The following is an 11,252-nucleotide window of genomic DNA, read 5'->3' as shown; positions in this document are numbered from 1 at the left end:
CCCGATCGGAGCGGCCCTTGCAATCTGTGTGGAGTGTTGCCGGATCAGGCGGCCAGTGCGGCCTGCGCTTTGGCAACGATCGCGCCGAACGCGTCGGGCTCGTGCACGGCCAGATCGGCCAGAACTTTGCGGTCCACTTCGATGCCGGCCAGGTTCAGACCGTTGATGAAGCGCGAGTAGGTCAGCGCCTCGTCATGGCTGCGGACAGCGGCGTTGATGCGCTGGATCCACAGCGCGCGGAAGTTCCGCTTGCGCTGCTTGCGGTCACGGGTCGCATACTGGTTGGCCTTGTCAACGGCCTGGGTTGCCACCTTGAAGGAGCTCTTGCGGCGACCATAATAGCCTTTGGCGGCCTTGATGATCTTCTTGTGGCGGGCGTGGGTTGTGGTTCCACCTTTAACGCGGGACATACTGGTATCTCCTCTTAACGGTCGTAGGGCATGAAGCCCTTGACGATCTTGGCGTCGGGGGCAGAAAGGGTGGTGTTGCCGCGGGCATCACGGATGAATTTCTTGGTCCGCTTGATCATGCCATGGCGTTTGCCGGCCTGACCCGCGAGGACCTTGCCGGTCGCGGTTACCTTGAAGCGCTTCTTGGCGCTCGATTTTGTCTTCATCTTGGGCATTTCCGTCTCCTGTTCTTCGGGTCGGTTCGCACGCGACTCGGCATGCCACTTCCGGCCGGCCACGCGATAAGAGCCGCCATGTACGCAACTCGGGACCAAGTGGCAAGGGGGTTTTCGGGGATTCATTGTGAAAATCCCCTGCCCAGATCTACCCGGCGAGGCAGCGCGGGTCGATTCCGTATTTCAATGCAGCTGGTGATGGCAATCGCTGCCGCGCTGGATGTTCCGGGCGGGCTCAATTCATCTGTACTTCGCCCACCAGTGCGGTAACGTCACCGCATGAGGTCAAAATCCCCTCTTATTGTCACTCTTCAGCTCTGCATGAGCCTTGTTTTGCTGGCGGTCGCCTCTGCCGCGCAGGCCGGTGAGCGGGTGGCGCTGCTGATTGGCAACTCGGCCTATGCCACGCCCGAGATGAGCCTGCGCAACCCGTTGAACGATGTCGAGGCGCTGGCGCGCGCGCTGCGCGATCTGGGATTCGTCGTCGCAAAAACCACCGATCTGGATGCTGCGGGCATGGAAACTGCCCTGAAAGCCTTTGGTGCGGCCGCACAGGGCGCCGAGATGGCGGTGTTTTTTTATGCCGGGCACGGGGTGCAGATCGGTGGCGAGAACCATCTGATCGGCACCGAGTTTTCGGGCAATAATATTGCCGCCCTCCGGCGGAGCTCGATCACCATGGCGCAGGTGCGCGACACGATCTCGCGCGCGGGACCCGAGATTGGCATCCTGCTGCTGGATGCCTGCCGCAACAATCCGTTTTCAGATCAGGGGCTGGTCGAACAGGGGCTGGTTCGGGCCAAGGGCGGCGCGGGTCTGCTGATCGCCTATGCCACTGATCCCGGCAATGTGGCCTATGATGGCACCGGTGAGAACAGTGTCTTTACCAGTAGCCTGCTTGATCATCTTGCAACCCCCGGCCTGGACACCCGGCTGATGCTGGGGCGGGTGCGCCAGCAGGTGGTGATGCAGACTGGTGGGCGTCAGGTGCCCTGGGTCGAAGAGGCGGTGTTGAGCGAACATGCCTTTGCCCCTGCGCTGGACGAGGACACTCCCGATGACGCCACTGCCAGCGAGCTGGCACATTGGCGCACCATCGCTTCATCCGTGGACCCGAACGATTTCGACGCCTATCTGCGCGACTATCCCAACGGGTTGTTTGTCAGCATCGCCCAAGACCGGCTGGACAGACTGTCGGGTGATACGCCTGCCATGAACGCCGCCCCGGCAGAGACACTTCTCGCCTCGGCAGATCCGCAGCGCATGACGGCGGCCCTAACAGCGCTTGGGCTGATCGAGGCCGGGCGCGCCCGCACGGTGCAGCCCGATCTGGCCCCGGCGCTGGCCGGATATCGCAGGCACCTCGCTGACGGCGGTGACGTGAGCGCTGAGGCGCTTTATCGCGATGCCGCACAAGTGTCGATGTTTCTGGCCGCCACGACCCTGCAGCGGTTGCGCACCGATCTGGTGGCGCTGCGCAGCGTCGAGCGCACACTCGCCATCGCCGAGGATGCGCTGGCGCAAATCGCCGAGATCGCCGAAACCAATGCCGACGCCTTGCCGGTGCTGCGGCAAGCCCATAACGATATCTATGACATTCACCGCTCGCGCGGCACCATCCTGCGGCGGCTGGACGAAAGCCGCAGCTATTATGACGAGGTCCTGAACCGCGCGGTCCTGTTCTTCCCGCCCGATGTCACCACCGCCTGGGTTGGCGGCGACGACCGGTTTCGCGACCTGCAGCAATCCGGGCACCACATGACCGAGGACGCGGCGCTGTTTCTGGCCCATGTCGCTCAGGCAGATGACAGCAAGAAAGGAAGCTACCAATGGCTGGCAGACCTGTTACCCCAAGAGTGATCGCAGCACTGCTGGCATCGGCGCTGGCCCTGTCGGCCTGCGGCGATGGGTCGACCAACACGCAATCCGCCGCACCCGCTGCGGGCCAGACCGGTGACAGCCAGGCCGAAGAGCAACTGGCCAAGCAGGCCGCAGCATTGCAGAAAACGGTGCTGCAAGGTGCCCTGGCCGGTGGGGCGACCGGCGGCGCGATCGGCTTCGGATTGGGTGGCAGTGATGATGTCGGGTCCGGGATTTCGATCGGGTTGGGCGCGGGCGCGGCTGCCGGGTCTTATGTGGCCTTCGTGCAGCGCAAATATATCGGCCGCGAATCCCGCCTGCGCCAGATCAAGAAGGATCTGGATGCCAATGCCGTCGAAATGCAGACCACGATCAACGTGATGAACCAAGTGCTTGCCGCGCAAAAGGCCGAGTTGGACGCGCTCAAGGCGCAATCGGCTACCGGGCAGATCTCGGCCACGCAGATGCAGCAGGAAGTCACCGAGGCCAATGGCAATCTGGCGCAGATGCAGATCGCCATTGACGGCGCAACAAAACGGCAGGGCGAGTTTGCCGAGGCGCGCGGTCTGACCGTCAAGCGCGGTGAAAGCGCCTCGCCCATTGATGGCGATCTGGCGGCGCTGCAGAACCAGATCGGGCAGATGCGTGCGATTGCGAACGACCTCGCCACGGCGATCTGAGGAGGACGCGATGAAAGCCCTGCTTGCCCTACCTCTGCTTGCTTTGGCTGGATGCCAAACCACTACCGACCCGGCTGAGGGCGGTTTTTTCAGCGGCGTCTCCGGCATTGCCACCGGAGCCTATGACGACCGGATCGATGCCGCCGAGGCGGATGTGGCCAGTGCACAGGTGCGCAATGATGCGCTTGCCGCGCAAATCCGAGGCTCGGAATCGGAACTGGCGCAGCTCAAGCTGCAGATCCTGCAACAACGCGATGCGCTTGGCGGGACGGACCCGGCCACGGCGCAACGTATCGACAGGGTGCTGAACTCCACCCCCACCGGGTCCACAGATGCCGCGAAACTGGCCGCCCTGCAGCGCAGCATCGCGGATGCTAAAGCGCTGAGTGCCGATTTGGCGCGGCTTTCGGGATAGGCGGCGGCCTTGTTCAGTCCAGATCGCGTATCGCGCGGGCCAGCTTGTCGGCGATAAGTTGATGCGTGACGGCGCCCAGCATGTGTTCGGCTGACGGTTGCTGCATGGTGCCAAAGATCATGTCGCCCAACTCCATGGACTGCCCGGCGGGACGCACTGTAATATCAAGCGCCGCCTGCGCGTGTGGCGCAATCTGCTCCAGCATCTCGACGCTGATCGGGGCCGGATCGCCGCCGGTCTCTTCGTCGATCTTCTGCAACCGCAGCAACAGCACCTGTGTATCGAGGCAGGAAATCAACCCCTGCATACGGCTAAGCCAGGCGCGCTGAAGCTCGGCTTGCACGGCTGCAAATCGCTCCATATCCGAGGCTTTAAGATGCATGATCAGATGGCCGGTAAAGTGGAATTCGGTAAAATCCACTTCGGGATAGAGCGCGCTCAACCCCTCGGACGCCTTCAGGAATCGGTCATTGCGACGCGGATGCACCCGATAAAACCGGTTCGAGAGCTGATGCAGGCAGGGCAATTGCAGCACGCATAGATCTGCCCCCTTGGCGATGCTGACCAGATCGGGATCGCCAAGCCAGGCGTCCAGCCCGCAATTCAAGCTGCCCAGATTGACCGCCTTGCGCCTGAGCCGCCGCTCAAGCAGTTCGACAAAAGGGGCCGGGACAAACCGGCCAAAGGTTTCGGCCCCGCCAAGACAGGCCAGATAGCGCGTGTCCAGATCGCGTCGTGGCCCACGCACGGGCAACCGAGAGTTGCCATAGAAACATGTCATTTCATCGAGCGACGCCGCGCCCGGAATCTGATAGCTCATATCACCCACCAAAATGTATCGTCTTCACCCGGCAACCACTGTGCAGGCCAATAGGTTGCGATTCGCCTAATGCGCCAATTTGCGGCAAATCCTCATGGTCCCACCCTCTTCCGCCCGGCTGGCAATGCCGATATGGTCCGGGCGAGAGTCGGGCAAAGGGCAGGCGACATGAGCATCAGCAAGGTTGGGGTGATCGGCGCGGGGCAGATGGGCAACGGGATCGCCCATGTGATGGCTCTGGCGGAGTATGAGGTGATCCTGTCCGATGTGAACCAGCAAGCGCTGGACGACGCGCGCACGTTGATCGAGGCGAACATGGCGCGGCAAGTCTCGCGCGGGAAAATCGCCGAGGCAGAGATGAAAGCGGCGCTGGGGCGTATCCAGACAACGCTGAACCTGCCAGAGATCGGCGCGACAGATCTGGTGATTGAGGCCGCGACCGAACGTGAGACAATCAAGCAGGCGATTTTCGAGGACCTGCAGCCGCACCTTTTGCCGCACACGATCCTGACCTCCAACACCTCGTCCATCTCGATCACCCGGCTGGCTAGCGGCACCGACCGGCCCGAGCGGTTCATGGGCTTCCACTTCATGAACCCGGTCCCGATCATGCAACTGGTCGAGTTGATCCGAGGTATCGCTACCGATGAGGAAACCTTCAAGGCCTGCAAGGAGGTGGTCGATCGGCTGGGCAAAACGGCTGCAAGCGCCGAGGATTTCCCCGCCTTCATCGTGAACCGCATCCTGATGCCGATGATCAACGAGGCGGTCTATACGCTCTATGAAGGTGTGGGATCAGTGCAGTCGATCGACCAGTCGATGAAGCTGGGCGCCAACCACCCGATGGGGCCTCTGGAACTGGCGGATTTCATCGGGCTCGACACCTGTCTGGCGATCATGAACGTGCTGCATGACGGGCTGGCGGACACCAAGTACCGCCCTTGCCCGCTGCTAACGAAATATGTCGAGGCTGGCTGGTTGGGTCGCAAGACGCAGCGCGGATTCTACGATTATCGCGGCGAAACCCCGGTGCCAACGCGATAAGGAAAGCGCCAGCCCGTTCTTCGCCTATGGCCAATTCATCTCCGGGGACTTGCAGCCGGATGAAAGGCGGATCAGCCCTGCTTGCCCAGGGCCAGAGTATGATCGCGCAGCCAGGACATGAACTGACGCGGATTTTCTTCCAGCAGCTGCATCTGTTCATCGCTCAGCGGTTCGCCGATCACCGGTGCCTGTGGTTTATTGCAGGAGCGCACGATCTCGCTCAAGAGCAGTCCCTGCCGCAGGATCGGTGAGATGCGGTTGGCGATCTGATACCAGCGCGAATTTGCGCCGGGGAAGTAGATCGGCACAACGCGCGCACCGGAGCGGCGGATCATCTTGGCTGTGAAGACGCTCCATTCCCGTTCGATTGCCGGGCCGAACCATGTGTCTGAGGACATGACAACGCCCGACGGGAACAGCGCAACCGCGCCGCCCTCTTTCAGATGCGCCATCGCCTTGCCGCGCATTTCCAGCATCTTGGTTTGCGCTTCGGGGTCATGCGGGAAGGGCACGGGGATCATGAAGGAGGTCGCCGCTTCGTCCAGTCCGGTCAAAACCGAACGGGTCAGAATGCGGTAGTCCAGCCGCACGCGCCCGATCAGGTCGGCAAAGATCATGCCGTCAACCATGCCATGCGGGTGGTTGGCCACCACCACGACCGGGCCTTCGGTGGGAATGCGGGCGATCTGTTCGGGCGGGGTCTGCAATTCGATCCCCATGATATTCAGCGCACCGCGCCAGAATTTCTGGCCCCGGTAATACTCGTTCTGCTTTTCAAACTTGTTGACCATGCGCAGGATCGTAATCTTGCCGGTCACCCATTCGATCGCCCGGATCGCGGTGGCCGTCCAGCGATCATCAAAGGAGTTTGCGTAGGTCAGCGTGCGGCGATCGTAAATCTCGCCTTCGGAGGGTTCGGCCTCTGGCAGAACTGCCGTCTTGTCGTTATGCGCGGTGTCGGCCACGTTCTGGTCTTCCTGTTCCTTGCGCCTTCGCGGCGGCGCTCAGAACCCTTCTCCGAACTTGTCGGCCACAAGGGCCTCGAGCGCATCTGCCAACGCCTCAGCATCGGGGCCGGACGTTTCAACGTCAATAGTGGTTCCGCGCGACGCTGCCAACATTAAAAGGCCCATAATGCTGTCACCGGCGGCCGATAGCCCGTCGCGCGAGACCTCTGCGCTGGCGTCAAAGCCTTCCACGACCTCCACAAGCTTGGCCGAAGCCCGCGCATGAAGGCCTTTTTCATTCACGATTTTAAGGCTGCGTTGAGTCATTCAGTCACATTTGTCTTCAATCTTTGGTCACGTTTTGCACGTTTATGTACTTTCGCCCAGCCTCAATTGCGCTGCGGACCGCTTCGGTGATCGGTAAATGGCGGCTCTTTGCCAGTTTGATCAGCAGGGGGAGATTCGCGCCATATAGAATGCGCCGGTTCGCCGGCACGCAGGCGCGCAGGCTCAGGTTGGAGGGCGATCCGCCAAAAAGGTCGGTCACCACAACAACGCCATCGCCAGTATCGACGGAATCGGCAGCGGCGCAAATTTCGGCCTGCTTCGCCTCGCGGTCATGATCGGCCTCGATTGCGACGGCGGCCAGCCCCGGCTGGGTGCCGACCACGTGCTGAGTCGCGGCCAGGTATTCCCTGGCCAGCCCACCATGCGCCACGATCACGATTCCGATCAATCCTGCTGCCTCTCACCCGCGTTGCGGCGTTCCAATTCGCGATGCCTTATTGACACCTGCTGGCCTTGCTCTGCAAGGACCTTTGCCATCGCTTCCGCCAAGGTAACCGAACGGTGTTGCCCCCCCGTACATCCGAACGCAACCGAGAGATGCGTCTTGCCCTCATCGCGATAAGCGGGCAGCAGAAACAGCAACAAATCGCGCACCTGATTAAAGAACGGATCAAAGCGCGAGTCCTGCGCCACATAGTCGGCCACCGGCTGATCGCGCCCGTCCTGACTGCGCAGGTCCGGATTCCAATGCGGATTGGCCAGAAATCGGCAATCAAACACCGTGTCGACCCCGCGCGGCAGCCCACGCTTGTAGGAAAACGATTCGATCGAAACCGCCAGTTCCCGCCCCTCGCCCTTGGCAAACCACCTTTCGACCTCATCACGCATCTGATGGACGTTAAGCGCGGTTGTGTCGATCAATGTATCGGCGATGTCGCGGATCGGGCGCAGCAACTCTGTTTCGCGGCGCACCCCGGCCAACGGGCTGGCCCCGCCAGACATCGGATGCCGTCGCCGGGTTTCCGAGAAGCGGCGCAGCAGCACCTCTTCGCTGCAATCGAGATACAGCGTGGTCAGGTCCAAACCTTCGGAACGGGAGAGTTTGGCTACCATGTCCAGAAATCCATGGGTCGAAAAATCTCGATTGCGCGGATCAAGCCCCAAGGCCATTGGACGGTCGCTTGCAGGGCCGTCGAGCAAGCGATTTAAAAACCGCATCGGCAGGTTGTCGATTGCCTCGTAACCCAGATCCTCAAGCACTTTGATGGCGCTGCTGCGTCCGGCACCCGACGGGCCGGTGACCAGCACGATCCGTTGCTTTCCATTCATCTGTTCGGCCATTCCGGCGGCACCCGCCCCGCTCTGAGAAGTTGCACTAGCGCTGCGGCAAGATGTGGGGTATTTGGCGTGCCAAGCAAGGGCAATCGGCGTCGCAGTAGCATGGTTTCGACCAGCGCTGGCATCCGGGCCGTCTCTGGTTGGTCGAGATCAAGGATATAACGCACCGGCAGGGGTTCCGAGGACACGGCACGCAGCAGCCCGATCCCGCGCGCCTCGATAAGGTCTGCGGTCTGTTTGGGGGCCGAGGCCAGCACAAGTGCCTGCTCTTGGATCAGGTCGACCCGGTCATCGGCCACGAGGACGGCGCCAAACGCCATCATTTCAAGCGCCAGCGCCGATTTGCCGCTGCCCGATCGCCCGACGATCAGCAGCGCGTTGCCGTCCAAGGCGACGCAGCTTGCATGGATATTTGCGTGGGTCGCATCCGCAAATTGGGCAATCGCGTCCGGGCCGGTTGGTTCAGACACGGGATCAGACCGGGAGGCCCACGACGAACCGCGCACCCAGAGGCTCGGAGGTGATGTCGGCCTCGGTCGGGCGGATGTTTTCGGCCCAGATCACGCCGCCATGCGCCTCGACGATCTGTTTCGAGATCGCCAGCCCCAGGCCGGAATTGTTGCCGAAATGCTCTTCGGGGCGCTGCGAGTAGAACCGTTTGAAGATCTTGCTTAACGCCTCATCCGGGATTCCGGGCCCGGTATCCTCGACCACGATCAACACGCGGTTCGAGCGATGCCTTGCCCAGACGCGGATTGCATCGCCCTCATCACAGAAGGAAATCGCGTTGGTGATCAGGTTCACAAAGACCTGCGCCAGGCGCGCCTCAAGCCCCATAACAATGATCGGGTCTGACGGCATATCGACGATAAAATCGACATTCTTGGCGCGCGCCTCTTCGCCCAAATACTGGTTCAGATTGCTCAGCATGGCCATCAGGTCGAAGGGCTGCTCCTCTTCCTTGACCAGTTCGGCATCCAGGCGCGAGGCGTTTGAAATATCGCTGACAAGACGGTCCAGACGGCGGACGTCATGTTCGATCACGTCCAGCAGCTTGGCGCGCTGGTCATCACGCTTGACCATGCGCATCGTGCCCACCGCCGATTGCAGGCTGGCCAGCGGGTTCTTGATCTCATGCGCCACATCGGCCGCAAACTGCTCGTTGCTATCGATCCGGCTGTAAAGCGCGCCCACCATACCACGCAGGGCACCACTGAGCCGCCCGATCTCGTCGGGTCGTGCGGTCAGATCGGGAATCCGGATACGACCGGGATTGATCTTGCGGCTGTCCCGGTCGCGGCCCAACTCTGCCGCCGCCGCCAGATCAGCCAGCGGGTTTGCGATGGTCGAGGCCAGCACGAGGCTGAGACCGACCGAGACCAGTAAGGCGACCAGGAACATCTGCAGCACCCGCTCGCGTTCCTGCCGCGCCAGCGCGTCGATCTCTCCCGCAGGGCTGAGCATGACCACGACCCCAACCGGCGTCGTGCCCTGCAGTACCGGCGTGGCCGCCGCAACCAGCGTCCCGCCCTGCGCGTCGATCAGCGTATCCACGCGGGTCCCCTGCGCCAGCGCCGCAGGCAACAGCGTGCGTAGCTGCCGCTCGACATCGGGGGCGGTGGTCTTGGGCGCCTGAGCAAAGACCGACGAGACCATATCCCAGACCGCTGCCAGCGTATCGCTGATCACGGTCTTGCCCTGTTGTTTCGCCTGTGCCTCGGCGGACAGCTCTACCGCCTTGGCTCGGCCCATAAGTCGTTCGGTGCCGTCATAGACCAACACCTCGACCCCTGGCCGCAGGCTGAGCCCCGCCAGAGTATCATCGACATCGACCCCGCCGCGACTGGCAAGATTGACCGCAGACCCTTCGGGCAGCTGAACCTCAAAAACGTCGGCAACCAGCTGCGCCTCGCCAACAAGCGCGTTGGCACGTTGCAGAACCAACCCGTTGCGCGAGTCGTTGAGGTACAGAATACCCGCGACGAGAATGATCAGCGCGAGCAGGTTGAAGGTAATGATCTTGCGCGTCAGAGGCGAGCTGCGCAGGGCAAACAGACTGCGGCGCGAGCGTTTGACGCGCAGTTCCTGCGACAGGTCATCGTTAGGGGTGACCCAGTCATCCCCAAGCACGACGTCGCCACGCAGTTTCGGCTCAGGCGCACCTGAATCGCCCACGATACCCCCCAGTCCTGGTATCCGGACCGTCAAGACGGTCATTCTTCGTTATATCTGTACCCGATACCGTAGAGCGTTTCGATCGCCGTGAAATCACTATCCGCAGTCCGCATCTTCTTGCGCAGCCGCTTGATGTGACTGTCGATGGTGCGGTCATCCACATAGACCTGATCGTCATAGGCCACGTCCATCAGCTGATCGCGGCTTTTCACGAAGCCGGGCCGTTGCGCCAGCGCCTGAAGCAGCAGGAACTCGGTCACTGTCAGCGACACATCCTTACCCTTCCAGGTGACCGCATGGCGCAGCGGGTCCATCCGCAACTGGCCGCGCTCCATCACCTTCGCCTCGACCGGTGCATCGCCCGCCTCGTCACCTGCGATCGCCTCTTGGCGGCGCAGCAGTGCGCGGATGCGTTCGACCAGAAGACGCTGCGAAAACGGTTTCTTTACATAGTCATCCGCGCCCATGCGTAAACCCAGAACCTCGTCGATCTCGTCATCTTTCGAGGTCAGGAAGATCACCGGCATCTGCGTTTTCTGACGCAGGCGCTGCAACAGATCCATGCCGTCCATCCGCGGCATCTTGATGTCCAGCACGGCCATATCGGGCAGCTTCTTGTTGAATGCGTCCAAAGCGGCCTGACCGTCATTATAGGTCTCGACCTCGAACCCTTCCGCCTCAAGCGTCATGGACACCGAAGTCAGGATGTTCCGATCATCATCTACGAGCGCAATTTTCGACATGGTTTTGTCCCTACTCTGCTCTGCATTGCCTTATTTTCTTACCTTCATGGCCGTTTTAGGGGTTCGAATCAATCAATAAGTGCGAATCACCCGGGCGTTTCGCTTCCGGGGTTGCAAAAAAGCGGTCTCAGGGGTGGTCAGAGGCAAGGCGATTAGGCCACGTCGAAGATGGTTGCGCTAAACTCAAACTTGGTTGCGCTAACTACAGGTTCACCACCTGTTCATGCCCCAAAGCCCCATGCTAAGACCGCCCATGCCGGGCTAACTTCCGGTGAATTCGCCTACTTAGAGCGCAGGCGCTCGCAGGGCCCACGGGC

Annotated in this window: 14 protein-coding genes; 4 read left to right on the top strand and 10 right to left on the bottom strand. The window is 61.5% G+C overall.

Translation table 11 applies throughout. The features are described 5' to 3' along the window. Positions 1-44 precede the first annotated feature (44 nt). Positions 45-410 carry a 50S ribosomal protein L20 gene (rplT, locus tag Q5Y75_RS21095; RefSeq protein WP_306201293.1) on the bottom strand — a complete coding sequence of 122 codons (366 nt, stop codon included), beginning with the start codon at positions 408-410 and terminating at the stop codon, positions 45-47. A gap of 14 nt (positions 411-424) precedes the next feature. Then, positions 425-625 carry a 50S ribosomal protein L35 gene (rpmI, locus tag Q5Y75_RS21090; protein WP_120634484.1) on the bottom strand — a complete coding sequence of 67 codons (201 nt, stop codon included), beginning with the start codon at positions 623-625 and terminating at the stop codon, positions 425-427. Between the two features lie 321 nt (positions 626-946). Here rpmI and Q5Y75_RS21085 point away from each other — a divergent pair, with 321 nt between their 5' ends. From Q5Y75_RS21085 to Q5Y75_RS21075, 3 genes are read left to right on the top strand one after another with little or no spacing between them, the layout of a single operon-like run. After that, complete coding sequence (locus Q5Y75_RS21085; protein ID WP_306201290.1) at positions 947-2,485, top strand: caspase family protein; 1,539 nt, start codon at positions 947-949, stop codon at positions 2,483-2,485. Further along, entirely contained in the window at positions 2,455-3,165 is a 711-nt protein-coding gene (locus Q5Y75_RS21080) for a hypothetical protein (protein WP_306201288.1), read from the top strand. The genes Q5Y75_RS21085 and Q5Y75_RS21080 overlap by 31 nt, the downstream gene beginning before the upstream one ends. Positions 3,166-3,175: 10 nt before the next feature. After that, a complete protein-coding gene (locus tag Q5Y75_RS21075) occupies positions 3,176-3,580 on the top strand; it encodes a hypothetical protein (protein WP_306201286.1) in 405 nt (134 codons plus the stop codon). Positions 3,581-3,593: 13 nt separating this feature from the next. Here the strand turns inward: Q5Y75_RS21075 and Q5Y75_RS21070 are convergent, their stop codons facing one another. After that, positions 3,594-4,400 (bottom strand): DUF6473 family protein, encoded by an 807-nt coding sequence (locus tag Q5Y75_RS21070; RefSeq protein WP_306201284.1) that lies wholly within the window; start codon positions 4,398-4,400, stop codon positions 3,594-3,596. A gap of 168 nt (positions 4,401-4,568) precedes the next feature. Between Q5Y75_RS21070 and Q5Y75_RS21065 the strand changes: the two genes are divergently transcribed. Next, positions 4,569-5,444, top strand: coding sequence for a 3-hydroxybutyryl-CoA dehydrogenase (locus Q5Y75_RS21065; RefSeq protein ID WP_306201282.1), 876 nt, complete (start codon positions 4,569-4,571; stop codon positions 5,442-5,444). A gap of 71 nt (positions 5,445-5,515) precedes the next feature. Here the strand turns inward: Q5Y75_RS21065 and Q5Y75_RS21060 are convergent, their stop codons facing one another. From Q5Y75_RS21060 to Q5Y75_RS21030, 7 genes are read right to left on the bottom strand one after another with little or no spacing between them, the layout of a single operon-like run. Then, entirely contained in the window at positions 5,516-6,409 is an 894-nt protein-coding gene (locus tag Q5Y75_RS21060) for a lysophospholipid acyltransferase family protein (protein ID WP_306201280.1), read from the bottom strand. Positions 6,410-6,448: 39 nt separating this feature from the next. After that, a complete protein-coding gene (locus Q5Y75_RS21055; RefSeq protein ID WP_306201278.1) occupies positions 6,449-6,718 on the bottom strand; it encodes an HPr family phosphocarrier protein in 270 nt (89 codons plus the stop codon). A gap of 16 nt (positions 6,719-6,734) precedes the next feature. Further along, positions 6,735-7,127 (bottom strand): PTS sugar transporter subunit IIA, encoded by a 393-nt coding sequence (locus Q5Y75_RS21050; protein WP_306201276.1) that lies wholly within the window; start codon positions 7,125-7,127, stop codon positions 6,735-6,737. After that, positions 7,124-8,020, bottom strand: a complete 897-nt coding sequence (gene rapZ, locus Q5Y75_RS21045; protein ID WP_306201274.1) for an RNase adapter RapZ — start codon at positions 8,018-8,020, stop codon at positions 7,124-7,126. The genes Q5Y75_RS21050 and rapZ overlap by 4 nt, the downstream gene beginning before the upstream one ends. Then, a complete protein-coding gene (locus Q5Y75_RS21040; protein ID WP_306201272.1) occupies positions 8,005-8,487 on the bottom strand; it encodes an HPr kinase/phosphorylase in 483 nt (160 codons plus the stop codon). The genes rapZ and Q5Y75_RS21040 overlap by 16 nt, the downstream gene beginning before the upstream one ends. A gap of 4 nt (positions 8,488-8,491) precedes the next feature. Continuing rightward, positions 8,492-10,234 (bottom strand): sensor histidine kinase, encoded by a 1,743-nt coding sequence (locus Q5Y75_RS21035; RefSeq protein ID WP_306201271.1) that lies wholly within the window; start codon positions 10,232-10,234, stop codon positions 8,492-8,494. Next, positions 10,231-10,935 (bottom strand): response regulator transcription factor, encoded by a 705-nt coding sequence (locus Q5Y75_RS21030; RefSeq protein ID WP_306201269.1) that lies wholly within the window; start codon positions 10,933-10,935, stop codon positions 10,231-10,233. Before Q5Y75_RS21030 ends, Q5Y75_RS21035 begins: the two co-directional genes overlap by 4 nt. Positions 10,936-11,252: the final 317 nt, after the last annotated feature.

Origin of the sequence: Ruegeria discodermiae, assembly GCF_030758345.1 — a bacterium.
GTDB lineage: Bacteria > Pseudomonadota > Alphaproteobacteria > Rhodobacterales > Rhodobacteraceae > Ruegeria_C.
The sequence above is the reverse complement of the archived record's forward strand: the minus strand, read 5'-3'. Positions and strand labels throughout refer to the sequence as shown.

What these genes read in the sequence shown, in the direction of transcription:
- rplT (WP_306201293.1), bottom strand. Translation starts at nt 410, where the DNA reads ATGTCCCGCGTTAAAGGTGGAACCACAACCCACGCCCGCCACAAGAAG.
- rpmI (WP_120634484.1), bottom strand. Translation starts at nt 625, where the DNA reads ATGCCCAAGATGAAGACAAAATCGAGCGCCAAGAAGCGCTTCAAGGTA.
- Q5Y75_RS21085 (WP_306201290.1), top strand. Translation starts at nt 947, where the DNA reads ATGAGCCTTGTTTTGCTGGCGGTCGCCTCTGCCGCGCAGGCCGGTGAG.
- Q5Y75_RS21080 (WP_306201288.1), top strand. Translation starts at nt 2,455, where the DNA reads ATGGCTGGCAGACCTGTTACCCCAAGAGTGATCGCAGCACTGCTGGCA.
- Q5Y75_RS21075 (WP_306201286.1), top strand. Translation starts at nt 3,176, where the DNA reads ATGAAAGCCCTGCTTGCCCTACCTCTGCTTGCTTTGGCTGGATGCCAA.
- Q5Y75_RS21070 (WP_306201284.1), bottom strand. Translation starts at nt 4,400, where the DNA reads ATGAGCTATCAGATTCCGGGCGCGGCGTCGCTCGATGAAATGACATGT.
- Q5Y75_RS21065 (WP_306201282.1), top strand. Translation starts at nt 4,569, where the DNA reads ATGAGCATCAGCAAGGTTGGGGTGATCGGCGCGGGGCAGATGGGCAAC.
- Q5Y75_RS21055 (WP_306201278.1), bottom strand. Translation starts at nt 6,718, where the DNA reads ATGACTCAACGCAGCCTTAAAATCGTGAATGAAAAAGGCCTTCATGCG.
- rapZ (WP_306201274.1), bottom strand. Translation starts at nt 8,020, where the DNA reads ATGGCCGAACAGATGAATGGAAAGCAACGGATCGTGCTGGTCACCGGC.
- Q5Y75_RS21035 (WP_306201271.1), bottom strand. Translation starts at nt 10,234, where the DNA reads ATGACCGTCTTGACGGTCCGGATACCAGGACTGGGGGGTATCGTGGGC.
- Q5Y75_RS21030 (WP_306201269.1), bottom strand. Translation starts at nt 10,935, where the DNA reads ATGTCGAAAATTGCGCTCGTAGATGATGATCGGAACATCCTGACTTCG.